We start from the raw sequence: 23609 nt of genomic DNA, 5'->3' as shown, positions 1-23609 counted from the left end.
ACCTACCACATACTTTCGTCTTTGAACTTAAGCGGAGACGACAAAAACAGAAAACATGAAACCCATGACAGTTATGTCTGCTGATAGGATTCTGTTGAATTTTTCTGCTGCCACAGTTTCTCAGCAATCTGCCTGAGGAATTCCCCTGCAATTTCTACTAAAGACCAGATTTTGCTCCTGCGCTTCAGGTTTTGTGATTCATCGAATTTTCATTGGTATTATTAAATGATCTGTCTAGAATAAGACATACCTGTACATCTCATTCGAGTTCACGACAACGGGCCTGTCTTCAAGATTGATTTTCAAGATCAGTTCTGCGAACTTGCACTTGAGGCATTTACCAATCTCATTCATCTCAGGGAGAATCCGCCATGAAGAGTTTATGCCGCTGGGGATCAATGGCTTTATTGATCTGTGCCACGCTGGTGACTCAAACTTTTGCCCAGCAGAACAGTTCAACCAGGAAAAAGCCGAATATTCTGGTCATTTTCGGGGACGACATCGGTCAGACCAATGTTTCCGCCTACACGATGGGACTGGTGGGTTACCGCACGCCCAACATCGATCGAATCGCCCGGGAAGGGGTGATCTTTACCGACTATTATGCCGAGCAGAGCTGTACGGCAGGACGCTCGACGTTCATTACCGGGCAGTGCAGTTACCGGACCGGCCTGTCGAAAGTGGGCCTGCCTGGTGCGGACCTGGGGCTGCGTCCTGAAGATCCGACCCTGGCGGAATTGTTGAAGCCACTGGGCTATGCGACCGGGCAGTTCGGGAAAAACCACCTGGGGGACAAGGATGAATTCCTGCCGACGAATCATGGATTCGATGAGTTTTTAGGTAACCTCTATCACCTGAATGCAGAGGAAGAACCCGAAAACCGCAACTATCCGCGGGATCCGGAATTCCGCAAGAAATTTGGTCCGCGGGGTGTGATCAAATCCAGTGCGGACGGCAAAATTGAGGACACCGGCCCCCTGACGAAAAAGCGAATGGAAACAGTAGATGAAGAAACTTCCACTGCCGCCATCGATTTCATCGAACGCCAGGTCAAAGCAGAAAAGCCTTTCTTCTGCTGGTGGAATTCAACCCGGATGCATTACCGGACTCACGTTAAGGCAGAAAATCGTGATCAGCCGGGTCTGACCTCACGGACGGAATATGCAGACGGAATGATTGAGCACGACAACCAGGTAGGAAATCTGCTCAAGAAGCTGGACGAACTGGGGATTACAGACAATACGATCGTGATCTACACAACCGACAACGGGCCGCATAAAAACTCCTGGCCCGATGCGGGACTGAGCCCCTTCCGCAATGAGAAGAACTCGAACTGGGAAGGTGCTTTCCGGGTGCCTTGCGTGATGCGCTGGCCCGGCAAAATCAAAGCTGGCTCTGTCTCCAATGAGATTGTCAGTGGGATGGACTGGCTGCCGACTCTGATGGCGGCTGCCGGTGAGAGCAATATCAAAGAGGAACTACTGAAAGGTCATCGTGCAGGGAATAAGACCTACAAGGTTCATCTGGACGGGTACAATATCCTGCCCTACCTGACGGGTAAAGAAAAAGAGTCGCCAAGAAATTCGTTTTTCTACTTCAATGATGACAGCCAGCTGGTAGGCCTGCGATTCGAGAACTGGAAAATGGTCTTCCTGGAACAGCGTGCCCGGGGGACGCTTAAAGTCTGGTCTGAGCCTTTCACGCCACTGCGCGTTCCCAAGATTTTCGATCTACGGGCTGATCCTTATGAACAGGCCGATATCACATCGAATACGTACTATGACTGGTTGATGGACCATGCTTTCCTGCTCGTTCCGGCTCAGCAATACGCGGCCAATTTCCTGGAAACGTTCAAGGATTTTCCACCGCGTCAAAAGCCTTCCACATTCAACCTGGATGAAGTGACGAGAAAGCTGCAGGAAGGGACTGGCGGGGCCCAATAAAGCTCGCGTTTCTTACTGTGGAGTTTATAATCAAAGCGGAGCGGCCGATTGGATCGCTCCGCTTTGTTTTCTTCGCCAGCGAGTAGCATCCAGGATGCTGCCAGACTCTGATTGAAGGAACGTGCATGAATCCGCGTGAATCGATTCTGCAAATTTCAACAGCGATGAATGCCGCTATTCTGGGGCAGGAACCTGTCGTGGAAAGGCTGCTGATTGCTCTTCTGGCGGACGGCCATGTGTTGTTGGAAGGCTTACCCGGCACAGCGAAAACGCGATCAATCAAAACGCTGTCGAGTCTCATCGAAAGCCATTTCAGTCGTGTGCAGTTTACCCCGGACCTGCTGCCTTCGGATGTGACGGGCTCGGAAATCTACCGCGAACAGAACGCGACGTTCGAGTTTCAGCAGGGCCCGGTGTTCGGAAACCTGGTCCTGGCGGATGAGATCAATCGTGCCCCGGCGAAAGTGCAGTCCTCACTCTTGGAAGCGATGGAGGAACGCCAGGTCACGGTGGCGGGCAAGACACATCGACTACCGAATCTGTTTCTGGTGCTGGCGACCCAAAACCCAATCGAACAGGAAGGGACTTACCCGCTGCCCGAGGCACAGATGGACCGGTTTCTGCTCTATGTGAATGTGGATTATCCCATCGGTGAGAATGAGCTGGCCATCATGCGGCTGGTACGTCAGGAAAAAGCGGCGGCAGTAAAAAAGTTACCGGTTCCCATTTCGCAGGACGTGATCTTCGAGGCGCGGAAGCAGATTTTTGAGATCCACGTGGCGGAAGCGGCAGAACAGTATATCGTCGATCTGGTACTGGCCACGCGCAACCCGGAGCGACGGGAGGGGAAACTGGCCAGCTGGATTCGCCTGGGGGCCAGTCCGCGGGGAACGATTGCCCTGGATGCGGCTGCACGGGCACATGCCTGGCTGAACAACCAGGACTTTGTCTCGCCGGACAACATCCGTGCGGTTGCACCGGCATGCCTGGCACATCGGGTACATCTGAGCTACGAAGCCGAGGCGGAGGGAGTCTCCCGGACTGATGTGATTGAAGAACTTCTGAAAACGGTCGTTGCCGTCTGAGGTCAGCCGATGAGTGCTGCTGTTTCGATTACGCTCGAAAAACTGATTCTAATGAAGGCCGAAGCGCGCGGCTTTTCGCTGCTGCCACGGCAGCCGGTCACTTCGTTGCTGGCGGGGCGACATGCTTCGCGTCTGCGGGGGCGGGGGCTGACGTTCGAGGAGCTGCGGCACTATCACGAAGGAGACGACGTCCGTTCGATCGACTGGAGGGCGACGGCTCGACTTCGTTCGCCACACGTGCGGGTCTTCAGTGAAGAGCGGGAACGGCCGGTGCTGTTTGTAGTGGATCAGCGGCTACCCATGTTTTTCGGATCGCGGCGGGCGATGAAATCGGTCGTGGCGGCAGAACTGGCGGCCCTAGGGGCCTGGCGTTCTCTCGAAGTGGGAGACCGCGTCGGGGGGCTGGTATTCAACGAAAGCGAAGTCGTGGAGATCCGACCGCACCGCAGCCGGACACGTGTGCTGCGGCTGTTTCATGAGATCGTCAACATGAACCAGCGGCTGGCTTCCGACCAGCGTGCGGAAGGAAGCGTCACGTTAAACGACGCGCTGGAGAAGGCCCTGCATCTGGCGACACATGACTACCTCGTGGTCCTGATCAGTGACCTGGATGGTGCGGATGCGGAAACGCGTCGGCTTTCGACTTTGATTTCCACCCGCAATGATATGCTGGTGGCCGCCGTTTATGATCCGCTGGGGGCGACGCTGTCCGGGGCACCGGGCATGCTGGCAGCCGATCGGGGGGAGCTGTGGGAAATTCCCAGTCACGCTGCCTTTACAGACCAGTTTCGACAGGCCTTCCAGGACCGTGTGGATGAATGGCAGAAAATATTTCGTAATCTGAAGGTGCCCGTGATGCCTGTTTCTACGTCACTGCCGGCAGGCCAACAGGTGCTTTCTCTGCTGGGACACAGGGCGCGACCCTCATGAAAAACGACGCAACCAGCCTGGACCGGATGCATGACATTGTGCTGCCGGATGCAATTCCCTGGTGGCCACCGGCGCCCGGCTGGTACGTGGTGCTAGCAGCACTGGCAGGGCTGGTGCTGTATCTGTCGTACCGGGGTTGGCGACACTGGGAGGCGAATCGCTATCGTCGTCAGGCACTGCGGGAACTGGAACAGGTACATTCGATATTAGAAGTATCGGAACTGTTAAGACGCACGGCGCTGATGCTGGTTCCTCGCGCGGAAGTCGCAGCGCAGACCGGAGCCGCCTGGCCCGGGTGGCTGGCGGCGCACGCACCTGTCGCGATGGACGAGCAGATTTCCTGGCAATTGACGGTGGGCGTTTACGATGGTTCACCGGGTGAGATAGAGGGACTGAAACAGTACGCCGCCAGCTGGATTCAACAACATCGATTTCCCGAACTGCAGCAGAGGGAATCAAGATAAAACATGTTTGCCTTTGCTTATCCCTGGATCTTCGCTTTACTGCCGGTGCCCTGGCTGGTGAGATATTTTCTCCCGGCCCGGGAATCGAGTGGGGTCGCGGTGCGGGTTCCCTTTGGGGAGCGACTGACGGCTGTGATGCGGAACCAGGCGCCCGTGACTACTGCGGTCAGGCAGTCACGCCAACTGCTGGTGCCGGCGCTGATCTGGGGGCTGGTACTGTGTGGACTGGCACGTCCGCAATGGATCGAGCCGCCTGTGGTGAAAGAGGAGCCGACCCGCGATCTGCTGCTGCTGGTCGATCTGTCGAGTTCGATGGACGAGAAGGATTTCGTCAACCCGGCCGGTAAGGCGATCACACGGCTGGAAGCAGTGAAAGAGGTGCTCGGTGATTTCCTGGTTCGCAGGAAGGGGGACCGGGTGGGACTGGTGGTGTTTGGCTCCGCCCCCTATCTGCAGGCGCCCTTTTCGACTGATCTTTCGCTGGTGCGGACACTGCTCGATGAATGCCAGGTGGGGATGGCGGGGCCGCAGACTGCCTTTGGTGATGCGATCGGGCTGGGGGTGAACCTGTTTCAGGAGAGTAAGGTTCCCGCCAAAACCATCATTGCGCTGACGGATGGAAACGATACCAAAAGCCAGGTTCCGCCTGTCGAGGCTGCGCGGATTGCTGCCCAGCGGGAGATCCGGATTCATACCGTGGCGATAGGGGATCCGACGACCGCCGGTGAAGACAAGCTGGACACCGAGACATTGAAAGAGGTGGCCCGGGTGGCCCACGGATCTTATTTCTTTGCCGGCGACCGGAAGCAGCTGGAGCAGATTTACCAGGAACTGGACCAGATCGAAACACGAGAAGTGAAGACGATCAGTCATCGACCGCGGCGGGATCTGTATTATTATTTTCTGATGGCGGCGCTGTTCCTGTCGCTACTGGAGAAGACGCTGGTGGTCTTACGTGCCCGCAGGGAGCCCTCTATGAAACAGACGTCGGCGGAAGTGCGGGTGAACCCGGCGAGCGGTCAACTGGAGGTGGTGTCATGATGGAGGCCTTCAGCCAGTTGCATTTCATTCGACCGGGCTGGTTGTGGCTGCTGCCACTGATTGGTGGACTGTGGTGGCTCTGGCGTCGGCATACGACGCCACTGCGGGGCTGGCGCGAACAGATCGCTCCTGAACTGCTGCAGGCGATGACCGTGCGGAATTCGACACGTCAGGACTATTCGGCCCTGGTGTTACTCGCCGGTTGGTTGCTGGCGGTGATCGCGATAGCGGGGCCCACCTGGAAACAGAAACCGAATCCATTTGCCGCCGATGCGGCGCCGTTGATGATTCTGCTCAAAGCGGACAAGAGCATGGATCAGCCGGATCCGCTGCCATCAGCAATTGAGCGGGCCCGATTGAAAGTGGACGACCTGGTTCGAATCCGCCAGGGACAACCGGTGGGACTGATTGCTTACGCGGGGTCGGCGCATCTGGTGTTGCCTCCCACACGGGATACGTCGATTGTGGCCGAGATGGCGGCGCAGATCAGTTCGGGTATCATGCCTGAGCCCGGAGATCGGCTCGATCTGGCATTGGAGAAAGCGGATGAGATCCTGAAGGGGGGCGATGCGGGCGGAACGGTGCTGGTGATAGCAGACAGCGTGACAGACGATGCTGCATCACTGGTCAAAGCGGGACAGAAAAACGGTGCGTTTCCGATTCAGTTTCTAGCACTGCGCAATGATCCTTCTTTGCAACGGGCGGCTGAAGCGGTACAGGCCTCCCTGGTGGAACTGACGCCGGACGATGCTGATGTGACCGCGATCGCGAAAGCGGCCGAGCGGAAGTCAGTGGTGGGAGTGGCAGGTGAAGATCAGCGTTGGGAGGAAATGGGATACTGGCTGGTGCCTTTCCTGGCGGTGATTGTGGCGGCCGGGTTCCGTCGTGAGAAACAGTTCAACGGCAGGGAGGTCCAATGAGAGTCTCCCTGGTGTTGATCGTTGCCTTATCGTGGACGGGCTGGTGGCTGACGCCGGACCAGCGGGGGCAGCGTCTGTTTCGAGACAAACAATATCGTCAGGCGGCAGAAGTGTTTACGGATCCTGATTGGCAGGGGGCGGCCTGGTACCGGGCAGGAGAATTCGAAAAAGCGGCGCAGGCCTTTGCTCGGGGTTCGAGTCCCGAGGCGCGGTTTAATGTGGGGAACGCCTGGATGCTGCTGGGGAAATATGAGCAGGCGATTGCGGAATACGAACGGGCGTTGAAGCTGCGACCGGACTGGAAAGCGGCGGAGGAGAATCGTGCGCTGGCAAAAGCCCGGGCGAAACTGAGGGAAACCCAAGGGGGCGACCTCGGCGATCAGCAGGAAGGTGCCGACGAAGTGGTGTTCGACCTTAATAAAGAACGCGGGGGACAGGATACTCAAATTACCGGGGAGCAGGCGGCGTCGGATAACGCCGTTCAGGCGATCTGGTTGCGACGCGTGCAGACGAACCCAGCTGACTTTCTCCGCTCCAAGTTCGCATATCAGTCTGCACTGCAGCAGGAAGGAGCAGCGGAATGAGAGTCTCTTTGTTTCTGATGCTGTTACTGATGAACTCACTGACGCGGACACTGGTCGCTGCGGAAGTGGAACCGGCATCAATCCAGATCAAGGAGCAAACCTGGTGGGTGGGGCAGCAGGTTCCCTTTACGGTGCAGTTGCGGGCACCGGGTTCGTTTTCCGGGGCGGCGGTGTTTTCCCTGCCTGAGATTCCGCGGGTGGTGATTATTAAAACGGGTAGCCCGGTGGTGTCTTCCGAAGAGATAGAGGGCAAGACCTGGTTCGTGCAGACGCATGACTTTGCTCTGTTCTCGCAACAGAGTGGAACGGTGACGATCCCGGAGTCCACAGTGCGGTTCAGTCATAAAGATGGTTTTACCGGACCGGTGCACGATCAGAGTGCGCAGGTGCCCGCAGCCCAGGTGAAAATCGAGCGACCGCCGGGCAATTCTGCCCAGGACTTTCTGGTCACCACCGGCTCATTCAAACTTAAGGAACGCTGGGATCCCCAACCGGGGAGTGCCGCGCAAGGAGCCGTGTTTCAGCGGACGATTAGCCAGGAGGCGGACCAGGTAACCGGGATGGCACTGGCGCCTCCCCCTGAAGCGGTGCCTGCGGGGGTGCGGCTCTACCTGGGGCAGCCGACGGTGAGTGACAAGACGGAGCGTGGTGCTTTCATCGGAACGCGCGTGGATACCTTGACCTATCAGTTGCAGGAAGCGGGGACCTGGACCTTGCCGGCGATTCGCTACCAGTGGTGGGACCCGGAGAAGAAAGCCTTCGGCTCCCAGACGCTGCCGGCGGTGACGTTTGAAGTGCAAGGGACTGCCGTTCCTGTCACAGATGTTCCTGCAGAGGCTTCCCCGAAATCGATTTATATCAGGTTGGCAGTTCTCGGCACTTGCCTGGTTGTTATGTACTGGCAACGAAGACGAATCAGGAACGGCCTGCGCTGGATCGGACAACACTGGAATTCACCGGAGCGCGTGGCCGCGCGAAAGCTGCTGGCCGGTTGCCGGGCCAATGATCCTCATGCAACTCAAAGAGCCTGGCAGATCTGGTTGAACTGCCGGGGAGCGGATGCTTCAATCAGCCCGGAACTCAAAGCAGCGGTGCAGGAACTTCAGAGCACGTTGTATGGTGTGAATCAGTCGGCAGGCTGGCAGGGAGCGAGACTGGCGGCAGCCTTTCGCGCGAATCGGAGAACGGACAAAAAGTCTGGTCGGAAGAAACAGAGTGCGTTGCCGGCGCTGAACCCGAAATGAAGGCACATCGCGGCAATTCTGCGCCCGTCACCAAATAAAAAATGGTCGTCGCAAATCACTTATTTCTAAGTATTTACAACGACCATAGATTTGAATACGGAGAGAACGGGATTCGAACCCGTGGAACCGTTTGCACGGCTCACCGGTTTAGCAAACCGGCGCATTCGGCCACTCTGCCATCTCTCCTGACTGTACCGGCTGCTGAAAACAGAGCCGATTCAGCACTCTTTATGCTGTTTTTCCCGTGGAATGTCAACGTTTGAAGCTCTGAATATGCAGAGACTTCCGTAAATTAACATCGCGGGAAGAGGGAGTGTATCAAACCAAATTCTCAGCTGCAATAGTTTCGGCCCCCTGGAGATGCGAAAGCAGGGGATCTTGAACTGAGAAACTGGTATCCCAGCCATAATCGCGAGAACCGGTTTGGACACTCACAGGACAGCCCGGGTTCGCGCAGGGAAGCCAACTCTGAAACTGATCACAATTACACATCCTGCTGTTTAAGACCGAATGTAATTCTCCAGCGCAGTCTGCCAGTCCGGAATCTCGAACCGGGTCACCTGCTCGAGGTGGGAGCAGTCGAGGACACTAAATCGGGGGCGGTCGGCTGCGGCGTTATATTGTTCGGTGGTGATGGGCTGCGTTTCGACTTCGATCCCGGCGATCTCGAACAGGGTCCGTGCCAGTTCATACCAGGTCGTCTGTCCGCGGTTGGTCACGTGGTATAAGCCGTACTGCTCAGTCGCGATCAGTCTGGCGAGTGCTTCGGACAGATCGCGCGTGCTGGTGGGTGTGCAGTACTGATCGTTAATGATCGAAAGGGAATCGCGTTCCTGTCCCAGCCTGAGCATGGTTTCGACAAAGTTGCCATTTCCAGTTTTGCCAGCTTTTCCATACAGACCACAGGTACGAATGACATAATGCTGAGGACAGAGTGCACGGACAAAATACTCTCCTGCCAGTTTACTCAGACCATAGGCACTGACGGGGCCGGGGGCATCCTGTTCCCGGTAACCCTGCTCCCGTGACAGATCCAGCCCGAAGACATAATCGGAACTGATCTGCATCAGGGCGATCTGGTGCTGCTGACAGTAGAGGGCCAGGTTCCGGGGACCGAGTGCATTCACTGCATAAGCGACTTCCGGTTCCGATTCCGCGAGATCCACTTTGTTATAGGCGGCGGTGTTGATCACCAGTTCGGGCGCCGTCTGCGTAAGGGCATCAGCGATACTGGATGCATTTTCAATCGAAATCTGCTGATGAGTCAAACCGGAGACCTCGTGACCTTCTCCCGCCAGACGGGCAGTGAGGTCCTGTCCCAGCTGTCCCTGTGAACCAATGACTGTAATTTTCATCTTGAATCGCGTCCTTTGCTGAATCAGGCTGATGACTGGGAATCGGAGGAATTAAGCGGAGCCACAAAGTGAATCTGCCTGGCGACCTCCTGAAAACCGAGTGAAGTATAGAGATGATTGCCTACGGCGTTCTGTTCCAGTGTTTCAATTTTTGCGAGGGAGAGACCCAGCTCTCGAAAGTGTGCCAGGGCGTATTCGAGGAGCTTGCGTCCCATGCCCTGTCCGCGGCACTCCGGGACAAACGCCATGTTGGGAATGTAGCCGATGCCTGCTTCCGGATCATGCCAGGTGGAAATGTAGCCAACGATTTTGTCATCCAGTTCGGCGACAAAAATTCCTGTGGGTTCCCGATCGGCGTCCGCTGCCACGTGTCCGGCTTTGCGCCATTTCCAGTCGTGTCCCTGAATCAAACCGTATTTCTGTTCGATTCCCTGATCAATGGAGACTCCCTGAAAGGCTTCGACGGTGATTGCTTTCAGTATGTCCAGATCGGTGGGCTGATAGGGACGGATTTTCATATCTCTCGATCAAACTCATGAGGGGTTGGCGAAACTGTGAATCGTGACTGACGTCGAGTGCCCGTGTATGCTATGATGTAGCGGTGAAAATTGAAAGGTGAGTAGAAAAAACTGACTTTCCAAGTCATTTTCGACGCTAAAACCATGCGGCCCGACAGGAAATATTGAATGTCCGATACGGCGATTTATACCGCTGAGCAATTTATGGATGCCCGAATCGAGCTCCCCGATTCCGGACGCTGGACCGAACTGGACCAGGGGCAGATCATTAATCTGGATGCTCCTGATATCGAGCACGGTACGATTGTGCTCAATATCTCGAAGGTACTCTCCCGCTACCTGCATGAGCGGCGGGAAGGGTCCGCGACTTTCGAACTGGGACTGGTCGTCAAACGCGATCCTGATACGGTGCGGTTTCCTGCGGTGAGCATCTATAACAGTGGTGGTCAATTTGATGAGACAGACAAGGCGATGACGGAGCGTCGACCGGATGCCATCATAGAAATTGCCTCGACCAACCCGCGCCGCTCGGGGATGAAAGCGCATGTTGATGACTATGTCAACTGGGGGGTGCCGCTGATCTGGGTCATCGATCCCCCGGAAAAGGAAGTGCTGGAATATCGAACTGCGAGCGGCAGCGAAGTGATTGACATCAATGGCAAAATCACGGGGGGAGACTCTTTACCGAACTTCGCGATGAGTGTGCGAGACTTGTTTGCCGAACCGGATTGGTGGTAAGTTAACAACTGAGAGACCGTAAGTATTCGTTTCATTTCGACTTCTGCTGAAACCCGGATGCTCGTTTCAGCGAACAGTCATCAACAGTCAAGGATAATTCAGGGATGCCTAAGGCACATTATGACGTGGCAGTGATTGGTACCGGCCCCGGTGGAGAAGGGGCTGCGATGCAGGCCATTAAACAGGGGAAATCGGTGATCTCGATCGAAAAGTTTGTCGAGATCGGCGGGAACTGCACGCACAAAGGAACGATCCCCAGTAAAGCCTTACGGTATTCCATTCTGCGGATGTCTGAGATCAACGGCTATATGCGGCAGATGGGACGGGCCGGGATGGTCTTTGACCTGGAATTTCCTGAGCTACGCAAAACAGCTGCCTCTGTGATTCAGAAGCAGGTCGGCATGCGGCGGATGTTTTATGAACGGAATGGCGTCGACCTGGTAGAGGGGGAGGCCCGGTTCCTGGACCCGCACCACATTCATATCGAAACACCTAATGGGCTGACCGAAGAAATTTCGTTCGACTATGCCGTGATCGCAACCGGATCGCGCCCCTACAGACCTGACGATATTGATTTCAGCCATCCCCATATTTTCTGCAGCGATACAATCCTGGATCTCGATTTTACCCCCCGCTCGATCAGTGTCTATGGAGCAGGGGTGATTGGTTGCGAATATGCGTCAATGCTGCGGTCGATGGGGATGAAGGTCAACCTGGTCAATACACGCAGCTCGCTGCTGGACTTCCTGGATGACGAAATCAGCGATGCCCTGAGTTATCACATGCGTGAAAGTGGGGTACTGCTGCGTCACTGTGAGCATTACGAATCGATAGAAGGAACCGATGACGGAGTGATCATCAATCTGCAGTCGGGAAAAAAACTGAAAACCGACATCATGCTGTTTGCAGCAGGACGTACAGGGAACTCGGAACACCTTGGTCTGGAAACCCTGGAGATCGAGCCTGACTCCCGTGGACAGATTGCTGTCAATGATGACTTCCAGACAACGCAATCACATATTTACGCCGTCGGAGATATTATCGGTTATCCGTCACTGGCAAGTGCCGCTTATGTGCAGGGTAGGTATGCCGCCAGCCATCTGGATAACGGTGAATGCGAGCGGGCTCTGATCCGAGATATTCCGACCGGGATTTATACCAGCCCGGAAATCAGCTCGCTGGGTAAGACCGAACGGGAACTGACCGAAGCCAAAATCCCCTATGAAGTCGGGCATTCGATGTTCAAACACCTGGCACGCGCCCAGATCATGAACTGTCCGACCGGCATGTTGAAGCTGCTGTTCCATCGCGAGACCCTGGAAATTCTGGGGATTCACTGCTTTGGGCCGAATGCTTCGGAAATTATTCACATTGGCCAGGCCATCATGTCACAGCCCGGTGAGGCTAATACGCTGCTGTATTTCATCAATACGACCTTCAACTACCCCACGATGGCGGAAGCGTATCGTGTAGCTGCATTGAATGGGTATAACCGCCTGTTCTGACACTGGTCGGAATCGGTAACAAGCATCTCCGTGACTGATACAGGAGAGCGAGATATGGACGGGAAGCAAAGTCATCCAGGACGTCGAATCCTCAAAGTGACTTTGTTCCTGCTCTTCGTCTGCGGTGTGATTTTCCTGTTCCAGCAAGTGCGGGATGCACAACAGGCGGCTTTTAATTCGACCGTCAAATGCCAGTTGGGACAAGTCGCTCTGGGAGAGGATAATTATCAAGACCTTAACGGGAGTTCGGTCTTTGAAGCTGCCCAGGAGCAGGATATCAGCTGGCGGGAGTTGCTGGCGAACAGCTTCGAGGAATGGCAGGAGACAATCAAGGGAACGGGATCTGACCGTTCGGTCCCCAGCTACCTCCGCACCAGAAAGCCTCCCAGTCTGGCCTGGTTTGATGCGGATAATGCGGCTCCCTCCGACTACCTGACCTGCCTGCATGCGATCAGGCTTTCCGAGAAGTCCGAAGAAAATGAACCTGTCTGGCTCATCGCCTATGTACCACAGCGGCCCATTCAATGGTTGTCAAAGGATGATCTCTCGCTGGAGGCGTTTGAGAGTGTAGTTCATTCCGATACGAAACAGCGTATCTCCTGTCTGATTCCCCAGGAAGGCCGCTCGGTTCAACGCGACCGGTTATTCAAAATACTGGAAGCTGCCAGAGCGGGTGAAACGGTGGAAATCATCTCCAGGAAGCATTAGTCGGTTCAGGCTCCCTGTCCTATTTCCTTTCCTTGATTGACCTGCGGCGGCTATAATCGGCGTTCGATCATATCATTCATGACTTTCTAGAAGGGGAAACTAATGGGTCGCGCGCTCCTCGGTTTAATGTTGCTGTTGTCTTTGATTTTGTGCGGTAAAACTCGCAGCGAGGCTGCGGAGACGGAGCGGCCGAATGTGCTGTTTATCGCCGTGGATGACCTGAACGACTGGATCAGTTGCCTGGGCGGTCATCCGGACTGTAAGACACCTAACATCGACCGGCTGGCGTCTCGGGGGCTGCTGTTTACGAATTCGCATTGTGCCGCCCCTGCCTGTAATCCTTCGCGGGCTGCGCTGCTGACGGGGATCCGCCCATCCAGTTCGGGCGTTTATCTGAACTCCCAGCCCTGGCGTCCCGCGATGCAGGACGCAGTGACGCTGCCTCAACATTTTCGCAATCATGGTTACCAGTCGATTGGGTCGGGCAAAATCTTCCATGGACGTTATAACGACTACGGATCGTGGGATGACTATCTGAAACAGACCGGTGATCCCCAACCGACGCAGGCCGTGCTGAAGGATCCTCACTCCCGTGCAGGTACGATTATCTGGGGTGTGCTGGATGCACAGGACCAGGAGATGAGCGATTACAAGATGGCGAATTACGCCATTGATTTTCTGAGCAAGCCTGACCAGAAGCCTTTCTTCCTGGCGTGCGGCATTTATCGCCCGCATATGCCCTGGCAGGTGCCGCGCAAGTATTATGACATGTATCCCCTGGACAAGATTCAGCTTCCCAATATTCCAGAACACGATCTGGATGACATTCCGCCAGCCGGCGTGCGGATGGCGAAACCAGGCGGAGATCATGCCAAGATCCTGAAGACCGAGAACTGGCGGTATGCGGTGCAGGCTTACCTGGCCAGTATTGCCTTTGCGGACGTGCAAGTGGGCCGAGTGCTGGACGCTCTGGATGCGAGCCCTTATGCAAAAAATACGATCGTCGTTCTCTGGGGTGATCATGGCTGGCACCTGGGAGAAAAGAAACACTGGCGGAAATTCTCGTTGTGGGAAGAAGCGACACGGGCTCCGCTGATGATGGTCGTTCCGGGAGTGACGCAGGCAGGCACCAAATGTGATCAGGCAGTAGACTTTATGAATATCTACCCGACACTGTGCGAACTGTGTGAGCTTCCACGGGGCGAACACCTGGATGGCCTCAGCATGGTTTCGTTACTGAAAGATCCCGCGCAAACGTGGGAACGTCCTGCATTAACCACACATGGCCGACTGAACCATGCAGTGCGGGGTAACCGGTATCGGCTGATTCGCTACCAGAATGGCGATGAAGAGTTGTACGATCACAGCCAGGATCCCATGGAATGGAAGAACCTGGCTGACAATCCCCAGTATGCGGAAACCAAACAACGGCTGGCAAAATGGTTCCCTGCGAAAAATGCTCCCGATGCACCGCATGATGCATCACTGGGACAGGGAAAGAAGAAGAAACAGAAGCAGGGTAAAGGCAAGTCGAAAAAGAAATCGGCCCAACCCTGACCGTGGCTGTTACTCCTCTTTATTGCCGCGTGTTTTTTCCAGCATGTCTGCGAGTTCGTTGACAGTCACGACATCATCTTTGTTCTGGTCAGCCCGGAAAAAGACGGGGAGTTCCACCAGCGGAACTTCTGATTTTTCCAGCTGACCATTTTTATTTTTGTCGCGTTTGAGCACCAGACGGAAGGCAACGGCCTGGGCACGGTTTTCCGCTTTGGCTTCCTCTCGGGGAACCGCAACATTGAAATAGCCGATCATCATTTCATTCCAGGTCTGATCGCCCCAGTAAACCGGTTTATCGGGATCCGGGTTGGAAAGATTGCTGTCCGAGTTATTGAAGTGTGCGACACAATGGATGTAGTCGCCGGGCTCAAGTGGAATCGGCTTTTCAATCTTGTAGGCTGTCTGCCAGTTGAAATCAAAAGCAGGCACGTCGAGTAAAACCTCGCCCGGTCCATCCGGAGTTTTCCGCAATTCATAGCGGAAGGATTTGCCGCGAAGGTGCATGTGAGGCATGAAGCCCAGCAGGAGCATATTGCGGTCGCTGGGAGGGGAAGTGCCTTCAATTTTAAAATTGTCGTCGTTGGCATTGATGGGGAATTTGCGTCGGGTGAACTCATGATTGAGCACATGTGCGGTCATGACCTGGTGTGTGACTTTGGATTCATCGGTAAAGACCAGTCCGACTTTGCTGCGATCTTCCTGTTCGGTGCCGATGGGAGTGTAGTGCATTTGAAAGACCAGCTTGGAACCGGCGGGAACTTTCTTGGCCATCCCCTCGGGTAACATGACTTCCCGTGAACCGGGTACATAACCGACGAGGAACTGATCGCCTTCACCAAACACGCGAACCCGTTTTCCCTGCGGGGGACGCGCGAAGACGAGAATATGATGCACGACCGCCCGGTTCCCGGGCAGGGCTTCTGCACCGGTGAGCCATTTGTCTTCTTTAAAGCCGGGGTCGACAGTGAAATACTGATATTTGACGCCTCGTTTGCCTGCCTGTGCCGGGACCTTAAATGGTTTGTCATCCATATAGAAAACGGCATCCGGCTTCTGGGGCAGTTTCCAGCCGGTCACGTACGTGCGTGTTTCGGGCAGTTCTTTGGGATCCCCCTCGGGAGCGCCGTTTTCTACCCACTGGTAGATGAGCTCTTTTTCTGCTTTGGTCAGGCTGCGATCGTTGGAGAATTTTCCGTGAGCGGGGTCGGCGTGCCAGGGGGGCATCCGCTGATCGCGAACGACCTCGGCGATGGTTTCGGCCCAGCCGGCCACTTCTTCGTATTCAGTGAGTTCGAACGGCGCGATTTCACCTTGTCGATGGCACTCGACACAATGCTTCTGCAACAGGCGTGCGATCTGATTAGAATACGTGACGCTGCTGTTGGGATCCGGTTCCCGGATGCGCCCAATGAAACAACCCAGTGGTTTCGTGGAAGCGACACTGACAGGTTTCCCGGCGAGCAGTTCTGTGATCGCGATTTTCAGGTCCTGGCGCTTGGGTTCGTCGCGGATGTAACCGACGCCGTACTGATCGTCGACACGACCGTGGTAGCGGACTGTTCGCTGCTGATCGAGCAGAAAGATTTCCGGTGTCCGCACGGCACCAATCTGATCAGCCACGTGGTTGCCCGGATCTTTGAGCACGGGGAACTTGATTCCATGCTTGCGGGCATAAGCGGCGATTTCGGTCAGTGAGTCCTGCTGGTTGGACATGATGGCACAGAAGGCTACGCCCTGGGCCTCGTATTCGTCCGCCAGTTTCTGCAGACGATCGCCGTAGAGTTTGGCCAGCGGACATTCGGTTCCCAGAAACGCCAGGACGACCAGTTTCTGATCGCGGACGTCTTCCAGTTGCACCTGTTTGCCTCGAAAATCCTGCAATTTGAAGTTGTCGACCGATTTGCCCACCAGCGACTCTGTGGGTTCAGCCAGCAGAGTCGAAGTGAACAGCAAGCAGGACAGGAAACCCGGTATTAGACGATAGAAGCCTCTCATTCGACCTTGAACTCCCCTCTCGACTCAGATTTAATGATGGGCGCTGGTTAAGTCTGCGAAATGGTTCGACGCGAATTGAACCCTCAAGATACACCAGAGTAGCGGCCTTCGTAGATAGAAATACTGTTAAAATACGAAGAAGCACTAATATCAATTCTCCCTTGTCCGGTAATACCCACGTGCGGCCGATTCTGTTTCAGAAATCCAGGGAAAGAATTTTGTTTTCCATTATACAATAGATCAGTATCGAGGTAAATATCAGTGATAGTCGGGCTGGGAACAGACATCGTCGAAATTTCACGCATCGGTCAAATGATTGAGCGGCATGGTGATACCTTTCTCAAGCGTGTCTTCACGGAAAGTGAAAACGAGTACTGTGGCACCAAGAAGAACAAGGAACAGCATTACGCGGGACGATGGGCGGCCAAGGAAGCGGTCATGAAGACGCTGGGGACCGGCTTTGTGAAGGGTATCGGCTGGAAAGAGATTGAAGTGGTCAACCTGAAAAGTGGTAAGCCGACCATTGTGATTTCCGGAGGCGTAGAACAGTATGCGGGAGAACTGGGAATCGAGGAGATTCTAATCACGATCTCCCACAGCCGGGAATTTGCAACAGCTACGGCCATCGCTGTCGGAAAAATGCCGCTCGCTTGAAATTCTGGTCTCAGCTGAGATCAGCTCTGCTTGAGACTCAGAATTTTCTCGATGTGCGGCAGCTGGTGTTTCTCCAGATGATCGACGAGCGTAGCCGGTGTTTCATCGGCAATGATCAGGTCGCGGTATTTCGGTTTAATGAATTCAGTCTCAATACAATGCTCGACCAGATTCAGAAGTGGATCATAGAAACCTGAAGTGTTGAGCAGTCCGATCGGTTTGAGATAGATGCCGAGTTGAACCCAGGAGACGACCTCGAAGAGTTCTTCGAGAGTACCGAAGCCGCCCGGCATCGCGATGAACGCGTCGGAACATTCAGCCATTTTCGCTTTGCGGGTATGCATGTCTTCCACAACGTGCATTTCTTCCACTCCCGGATGGAGCAGTTCCCGAGTAGCCAGTTGTCGCGGAATAACGCCGATCACCTTACCGCCGGCTGCGAGTACGGCATCTGCAATGATGCCCATCAGTCCTACGCTGCCGCCGCCGTAAACCAGCGTGATGTTTCGTTCGGCCAGCAGACGTCCCAGTTCCTGAGCTGACGCATGGTATTGAGGATCGCTGCCGGATTTCGAGCCGCAGAATACGCAGATGCTGTTGATCTTACTCATGTCCCGGTTCCATCAGCTGACTGATCGTTATCTGAGGCAGGCTCTTCCTTGTCTTTTTCGGCAGTTTTATTTTCCGCACTGTTATCAACGAACGTTCCCGGTTTGATCTGCGGGCCGCGCTGATGTTGTTTGAGGATGGCTTGAAGCTGCTCCATGTCCATGACTTCGCATTCAAGCAGTTCCTGGGTCAGGTGCTCGAGCAGTTCCCGGCGTTCATCCAGAACCTCGTAGGCGATCTTCGCGCATTGATCGATGATCCGGCGGATTTCGAGATCGATTTCCCGCAGCGTGTTTTCGCTGTGAATGCTTTCCGAACCTGAGGAGGTATCACCGAGGAAGGGCGACCGACGGGTTTCGCTGTAATGCACGCGTCCCAGTTTGGCACTCATACCAAACTCCGTCACCATACGGCGGGCCAGGTCGGTTGCCCGCTGCAGGTCGTTTTGAGCGCCGGTAGATGTTTCCTGGTAGATAATTTCTTCAGCAGCGATGCCCCCGAGGAGCACGCAGATGCGGTTTTCCAGTTCGCTCTGGGTGACCAGTTGTTTTTCTTCTTCGGGTCGTTGCAGCGTGTATCCCAGGGCACCGAGACCACGGGGTACGATCGAAATCTTGTGCACCGGATCCACGTTGGGCAGCGAACAGGCTACCAGAGCATGACCACATTCGTGGTAAGCAACCCGGTTCTTTTCGTCTTCGTGAATCAGGCGGGTTGATTTTTCCAGACCGGCGACCACGCGTTCTACGCCTTCTTCGCATTCCCGCATTGTCACTGCTTCTTTGTTATTACGGGCAGCGAGCAGGGCAGCTTCATTGATCAGGTTGGCCAGATCCGCACCGACGAAGCCGGGGGTAATTTTGGCGATGTGCTGCAGGTTGACCGACTCGTCCATTTTGACTTTGGCACTGTGGACTTTGAGGATGGCTTCGCGGCCGCGAACATCGGGACGGTCGACCAGGACGTGCCGGTCAAAACGACCGGGACGCATCAAGGCGGGGTCCAGAGTTTCGGGACGGTTGGTCGCCCCCATGACGATCACACTTTGATCGGAGCCGAACCCGTCCATTTCGACGAGCAAGGCGTTGAGTGTCTGTTCGCGTTCATCATGACCGCCGGGCATGCCGCTGCCACGTGTTTTACCCAGGGCATCGAGCTCATCGATAAAGATAATGGCTGGTGAGCGCTGGGCTGCCTGCTGGAACATATCCCGCACGCGGGCGGCACCGACGCCGACAAACATTTCGACGAAGTCAGACCCGGAAAGTCCGTAGAAGGGAACTCCCGCTTCGCCGGCGACGGCTTTGGCGAGCATGGTTTTACCGGTTCCCGGAGGTCCGACAAGCAGCACCCCTTTAGGGATCCGGCCTCCCAGAGCCTGATACTTGGCCGGCGTTTTCAGGAACTCGACGACCTCGCGGAGCTCTTCGACGGCTTCTTCGATCCCGGCCACATCGTTGAATGTGACTTCGATATCATCCTGAGCGTACATCCGTCCGCGACTGCGACCGAAGGACATCGGCGACCCTGCGCCTCCCATCCTCCGGAAGAGATAGATGACGAAGATGAGCAGAACGACCGGAAAGAAGAGCACCGCAATCAGCGATTCCCACTCGGAAGGCCGACTCTCGGAGTCGACGATAATGTTTTTACCTTCGAGCTTAGTCTGCAGTTGTGCGCGAGCTTCCTGCGGAATCCCCCAGACCGGGATGTAATAATTTTTAGTTGTGTTGGCGAGTGTCCCTTTTTCGGAGCCTTCCTGTTTCGGCTGATCCTGGAACACGATGTAGTCAGTGCCGAACTTCAACTCATGGACGTTGGTTTTGTTGTATTTACCGTCATCGAGTCCTTTGACGAAATCGCCGAACTTGATTTTTTCGCCACGCTTATTGTTGGAGACCACTGAGAGAGTGATGAACAGGATCAGCCCGCCGACCACGAGATACCAGAGTGCATTACTTTTGGGACCTTTGGGTTCGGGGCGACGGCCATCGCCTTTGGAATTGCGTTCAGGGGGAGTGGGACGTTCTCTGCGGTTCGACTGTTTCGGATCCAAGTTGGGCATGGGATTATTTATCTCTATCAGAGGAGTGTGCTGAGCTGGTCACGGGAAGCGGAAGGCCGAACTAAACATTATGCCAGACGCAGCAATTCCTGGATTTCTATCAGTATCATGAGTTGAAAGGATCTTAACACAGAATGCATCTATGTTTTATTGTAGTTTTATTGTAAATGTATGTCCTTTCGACAAGGGGGTCAATCAAAGCTTTGCCTAGAAATGCGTGTTCCTGGCTTTGGTCCACGCTGAAAAGGCTCCGGTAGGGACTGAATGCCTCTTGCCATGTTTAATTATTACGCCTAAAATGCGGTTTCGTTGGTGGTTAGGGCAAAAAAACAGAACCAAGGCATGTCTTTTTTCCACTCTGCTTTAAGAATTGAAACAACAGTCAATCTGTCCGACTGAGGATGAAATAACAGGGTCGAATGAAGCAAATAGCCGTTCTCGGGTCTACGGGGTCCATTGGCACGAGTACACTGGATGTGATTGCCGCCCATGCAGAAGAGATGCAGTTGATGGCTATCACTGCGCACAGCAGCTGGCAACAGCTGGCAGAGCAGGCACAACAGTTTCGCCCGCGCTGGGCGGTGCTGAGCAATTCCGACCTGAAATCAGCCGTTGATCTGAGTGCTTTCCCTCAGGAAACCGAAGTCCTGTTCGGCGATGAGCAAATCGAGCGAGTCGCTGCTGCAGATGAGATCGACACTGTGATTTGTGGCATTGTCGGAGCGGCAGGACTGAAGGGTGCTTGGGCGGCGATTAAGTCCGGCAAGACGATTGGTATCGCGAACAAAGAGACGTTAGTCGTTGCTGGGCCACTAATTATGGATCTGGCAGAGCGGAGCGGGGCGACCCTGCTGCCCGTCGACAGTGAACACAGCGCCATCTACCAGGCGTTGCAAGCGGGATCTGCATCCGAAGTGAAACGGGTCATCCTGACCGCCAGTGGCGGGCCGTTTCGGGGAGCGAGCCCAGCGGATCTGGAAGACGTCACCCCGGAGAAAGCCCTGGCACATCCGACCTGGGACATGGGACCGAAAATTACCATCGATTCTGCCACGATGATGAATAAAGCGCTGGAGCTGATTGAAGCCAAGTGGCTGTTTCAGCTGACCGTGGATCAGATCGGCGTGGTCGTGCATCCCCAGTCGATCGTGCATTCGATGGTGGAATTTGTGGACGGATCTGTAATTGCCCAGCTTTCGCCTCCCGATATGAGGCTTCCCATTCAGTACGCACTTACGTATCCTGTTAGGATGGAAGGTCTGAACCCTCCAATGGACTGGAGCCGTGCTTTTGAACTCAGCTTTGAGCCACCTGATCTGGAAGCATTTCCCGCCTTGCGACTGGGAATTGAAGTCGCGGAGCAGGGGGGAACATGCGGTGCCGTCCTGAATGCAGCTAACGAAGCAGCCGTAGAACGTTTTTTAACGGGTGATTTGCGTTTCAGTGATATCGCGACCTCCTGTGAACAAGTATTAAAATCACATCAATACGAACCCCACCCCAGTCTGGATAAACTGTTTGAACTGGATCACTGGGCCCGTGAGGAGATTAAAAGGTGGAAGTCATGTTGACCAGTCTGTTAATTGGAGCAACTTTACTCGGCAAAGTGACCAACATTGCCATGGTGGCCATCGGTCTGGGGCTGGTCATTTTCTTTCACGAACTGGGCCACTTCGCGGTCGCCAAGTGGTGTGATGTGAAAGTGGAGCGGTTCAGTATCGGCTTTGGTCCGATCATCAAAAGTTTTAAACATGGGGAAACCGAATACGCGCTGTCGTGGATTCCCTTTGGTGGTTACGTGAAGATGCTGGGACAGGACGATGTCGACCCCAGCCAGTTAACGAGCGAGGAGATCGCCCTCGATCCGCGCTCCTATTCCGCCAAACCAGTTTACCAGCGAATGGGCATCATCTCTGCCGGCGTGATTATGAATATCATTACCGGCATGCTGTTCTTTGCCTTCGCGTTTCGCCTCGGCGTCGCTTCGACTCCCTGCGTGGTCGGTGCAGCCATTCCAGGCATGCCTGCCTGGGAAGCCGGGATTCAACCGGGTGACGTGATTACGAAAATCAACGGTGAAAAAACTAATTCCTTCATGGATATCATCCGCAGCAGTGCCTTCAGCGATGGTGATATCAAGATGGAAGGGATCCACCCGAATGGAGAGAAGTTCGAAGTGGACATCACGCCGGACCGGACGGGGACCCGTCCCCAGATTGGTCTGCTGCAGTCACAGAGTCTGCAGATTCCTGTCTATGAAGATCCTGGCATGAGCGTCACTGCAAAGGGAACCGCTGCTTCAAAAGCGGAACCCGCTTACCAGCCGGGAGACACGTTTGTCACTATCGACGGTAAACCGGTCGAAAACTATGCCCAGCTGCAACGGCTGTTTGCCGCCCGCAGTTCCGAAACACTGAAAACGGGCGTGACACGCAAGGGTGCTTCCGAGTCTGAAGTTGTGGAGATCACAGTCGGTAACAACCCGTTCCACACCCTGGGACTCTGGATGGATATCGGGCCGATCGAGTCGATTCAGAAAGGCTCACCCGCAGATCGTGCCGGTTTGAAAGCCGGTGATAAGATTACTCACATCGATGGTCAGGATGTCGGCAAGGTGATCAATCCGCTACGTCTGCCCAATTATTTTTCTTCGCGTGCCGGCGAGACTGTTCCGATTGTCGTGAGCCGTGCCCAGGATGGAGCGCAACCGGCTGAGGTCAATCTGAACGTTGTGCCTCTGGACAATCCTGCCTGGCTGGAACATCCAATTTTTTCCAATACACCCCTGTCGGTGGGCTCACTGGGAATCGCCTTCCACGTGATTCCGACCACTCTCAAGGTCGAAGAAGGCAGCCCGGCACACAAAGCAGGCATTGAAGCTGATGCCCACATTAAAAAAATCAGAATCATGCCTCCGGAAGGTGAACCGTTGAGTGAATGGCAGGGTCTGGAAGAAGTCAGCTATGAGTTTGACGACAAGAACATGAACTGGGCGAATGCATTCTGGGAAATGCAGGTACGACCAGGCTGGCCCGTTGAATTGACTTACAGTCATAAAGGACAAATCAAACAGGCCAAGCTGACTCCCTGGGTCAATCCGAATCAGGAAGAAGGCCAGCAATGGTCACTGCCGGTCCGGGGTATCAAGCTGCAGACGCTGCGGGAAACCCAGCAGGCACAGAGTATGGGCCAGGCGCTGGGAATGGGTGTGCGATACACGACGAATTCCGCAAAGGACATTTACCTTACCCTGCGGAGCCTGTTTACCGGTCGCGTGTCTCCTCTGGAACTGAGCGGCCCGGTCACCATCGCCAAGGTGGCGTATGAAGTTTCAAACGACGGCTATTCGCAGCTGCTGCTGTTCCTCGGTTTTCTGAGCGTCAACCTGGCAGTGCTGAACTTCCTGCCGATCCCGGTTCTGGATGGCGGGCACATGGTCTTTTTGTGCTGGGAAGGAATCACCCGCAAACGTCCCAACGAGCAGGTTCTGGCTGCAGCAACCTACGTCGGCATGATCTTTGTGCTGGGGCTGATGATCTTCGTCCTCTATCTGGATATTTTCCTGTAAGCCGAAATGAAATTTATTTGGGCACAGCAGCTTCTTCTGTTAAGCTGATATGAGAGTCAGCGACCTCGAGGGGGGTCTCTGACTCATTGCTCAGATAGTAACGTTGCAGGATGTGGGAGAAAGAAA

Annotated in this window: 20 protein-coding genes and 1 tRNA gene; 15 read left to right on the top strand and 6 right to left on the bottom strand. The window is 54.8% G+C overall.

Going from position 1 to position 23609, the window contains the following annotated elements; genetic code table 11:
• Positions 1-371: 371 nt before the first annotated feature.
• The 8 genes from F1728_RS18530 to F1728_RS18495 all read left to right on the top strand — a co-directional run bounded on the left by F1728_RS18530 (position 372) and on the right by F1728_RS18495 (position 8211).
• Complete coding sequence (locus F1728_RS18530) at positions 372-1943, top strand: arylsulfatase (protein ID WP_228030231.1); 1572 nt, start codon at positions 372-374, stop codon at positions 1941-1943.
• Between the two features lie 125 nt (positions 1944-2068).
• On the top strand, positions 2069-3028 hold the full coding sequence (locus F1728_RS18525; protein ID WP_155365334.1) for an AAA family ATPase: 960 nt from the start codon (positions 2069-2071) through the stop codon (positions 3026-3028).
• A gap of 9 nt (positions 3029-3037) precedes the next feature.
• Positions 3038-3958 carry a DUF58 domain-containing protein gene (locus tag F1728_RS18520; protein WP_155365333.1) on the top strand — a complete coding sequence of 307 codons (921 nt, stop codon included), beginning with the start codon at positions 3038-3040 and terminating at the stop codon, positions 3956-3958.
• On the top strand, positions 3955-4422 hold the full coding sequence (locus tag F1728_RS18515; protein ID WP_155365332.1) for a DUF4381 domain-containing protein: 468 nt from the start codon (positions 3955-3957) through the stop codon (positions 4420-4422). Before F1728_RS18520 ends, F1728_RS18515 begins: the two co-directional genes overlap by 4 nt.
• Before the next feature lie 3 nt (positions 4423-4425).
• Complete coding sequence (locus F1728_RS18510; RefSeq protein WP_155365331.1) at positions 4426-5463, top strand: VWA domain-containing protein; 1038 nt, start codon at positions 4426-4428, stop codon at positions 5461-5463.
• Entirely contained in the window at positions 5460-6383 is a 924-nt protein-coding gene (locus tag F1728_RS18505) for a VWA domain-containing protein (RefSeq protein WP_155365330.1), read from the top strand. The genes F1728_RS18510 and F1728_RS18505 overlap by 4 nt, the downstream gene beginning before the upstream one ends.
• Positions 6380-6967 (top strand): tetratricopeptide repeat protein, encoded by a 588-nt coding sequence (locus F1728_RS18500; protein WP_155365329.1) that lies wholly within the window; start codon positions 6380-6382, stop codon positions 6965-6967. Before F1728_RS18505 ends, F1728_RS18500 begins: the two co-directional genes overlap by 4 nt.
• Positions 6964-8211: a BatD family protein gene (locus tag F1728_RS18495; protein WP_155365328.1), complete on the top strand. Its 1248-nt coding sequence runs from the start codon at positions 6964-6966 to the stop codon at positions 8209-8211. The genes F1728_RS18500 and F1728_RS18495 overlap by 4 nt, the downstream gene beginning before the upstream one ends.
• A gap of 97 nt (positions 8212-8308) precedes the next feature.
• On the opposite strand, the gene F1728_RS18490 is transcribed toward F1728_RS18495, so the two are convergent.
• The 3 genes from F1728_RS18490 to F1728_RS18480 all read right to left on the bottom strand — a co-directional run bounded on the left by F1728_RS18490 (position 8309) and on the right by F1728_RS18480 (position 10084).
• A tRNA-Ser gene (locus F1728_RS18490) sits at positions 8309-8397 on the bottom strand.
• Positions 8398-8711: 314 nt separating this feature from the next.
• Positions 8712-9566: a dTDP-4-dehydrorhamnose reductase gene (gene rfbD, locus F1728_RS18485; RefSeq protein WP_155365327.1), complete on the bottom strand. Its 855-nt coding sequence runs from the start codon at positions 9564-9566 to the stop codon at positions 8712-8714.
• A 23-nt stretch (positions 9567-9589) separates the two neighbouring features.
• A complete protein-coding gene (locus F1728_RS18480; protein WP_155365326.1) occupies positions 9590-10084 on the bottom strand; it encodes a GNAT family N-acetyltransferase in 495 nt (164 codons plus the stop codon).
• Positions 10085-10252: 168 nt separating this feature from the next.
• On the opposite strand from F1728_RS18480, the gene F1728_RS18475 reads away from it, so the two are divergent.
• The 4 genes from F1728_RS18475 to F1728_RS18460 all read left to right on the top strand — a co-directional run bounded on the left by F1728_RS18475 (position 10253) and on the right by F1728_RS18460 (position 14592).
• Positions 10253-10822 carry a Uma2 family endonuclease gene (locus tag F1728_RS18475; protein WP_155365325.1) on the top strand — a complete coding sequence of 190 codons (570 nt, stop codon included), beginning with the start codon at positions 10253-10255 and terminating at the stop codon, positions 10820-10822.
• A gap of 104 nt (positions 10823-10926) precedes the next feature.
• Complete coding sequence (gene sthA, locus F1728_RS18470) at positions 10927-12327, top strand: Si-specific NAD(P)(+) transhydrogenase (protein WP_145044264.1); 1401 nt, start codon at positions 10927-10929, stop codon at positions 12325-12327.
• A gap of 54 nt (positions 12328-12381) precedes the next feature.
• Entirely contained in the window at positions 12382-13035 is a 654-nt protein-coding gene (locus F1728_RS18465; RefSeq protein ID WP_155365324.1) for a hypothetical protein, read from the top strand.
• A gap of 102 nt (positions 13036-13137) precedes the next feature.
• A complete protein-coding gene (locus tag F1728_RS18460; protein WP_155365323.1) occupies positions 13138-14592 on the top strand; it encodes a sulfatase in 1455 nt (484 codons plus the stop codon).
• Positions 14593-14601: 9 nt separating this feature from the next.
• Here F1728_RS18460 and F1728_RS18455 read toward each other — a convergent pair whose 3' ends face one another.
• Entirely contained in the window at positions 14602-16587 is a 1986-nt protein-coding gene (locus F1728_RS18455; protein WP_155365322.1) for a redoxin domain-containing protein, read from the bottom strand.
• Between the two features lie 261 nt (positions 16588-16848).
• On the opposite strand from F1728_RS18455, the gene acpS reads away from it, so the two are divergent.
• Positions 16849-17241: a holo-ACP synthase gene (acpS, locus tag F1728_RS18450; RefSeq protein WP_145044266.1), complete on the top strand. Its 393-nt coding sequence runs from the start codon at positions 16849-16851 to the stop codon at positions 17239-17241.
• Between the two features lie 20 nt (positions 17242-17261).
• Here the strand turns inward: acpS and F1728_RS18445 are convergent, their stop codons facing one another.
• The gene (locus tag F1728_RS18445; RefSeq protein ID WP_155365321.1) at positions 17262-17852 is read right to left on the bottom strand and encodes an LOG family protein; all 591 of its coding nucleotides are present in this window, start codon (positions 17850-17852) and stop codon (positions 17262-17264) included.
• Complete coding sequence (ftsH, locus tag F1728_RS18440) at positions 17849-19915, bottom strand: ATP-dependent zinc metalloprotease FtsH (protein ID WP_155365320.1); 2067 nt, start codon at positions 19913-19915, stop codon at positions 17849-17851. Before ftsH ends, F1728_RS18445 begins: the two co-directional genes overlap by 4 nt.
• A 419-nt stretch (positions 19916-20334) precedes the next feature.
• On the opposite strand from ftsH, the gene F1728_RS18435 reads away from it, so the two are divergent.
• Entirely contained in the window at positions 20335-21486 is a 1152-nt protein-coding gene (locus F1728_RS18435; protein WP_155365319.1) for a 1-deoxy-D-xylulose-5-phosphate reductoisomerase, read from the top strand.
• On the top strand, positions 21480-23483 hold the full coding sequence (gene rseP, locus F1728_RS18430; protein WP_228030861.1) for an RIP metalloprotease RseP: 2004 nt from the start codon (positions 21480-21482) through the stop codon (positions 23481-23483). The genes F1728_RS18435 and rseP overlap by 7 nt, the downstream gene beginning before the upstream one ends.
• Positions 23484-23609: the final 126 nt, after the last annotated feature.

Source organism: Gimesia benthica, from assembly GCF_009720525.1.
In the GTDB taxonomy this organism is placed as follows: Bacteria; Planctomycetota; Planctomycetia; order Planctomycetales; family Planctomycetaceae; genus Gimesia; species Gimesia benthica.
Note: the sequence above shows the minus strand (reverse complement) of the source record. Positions and strands in the feature narration are given on the sequence as shown.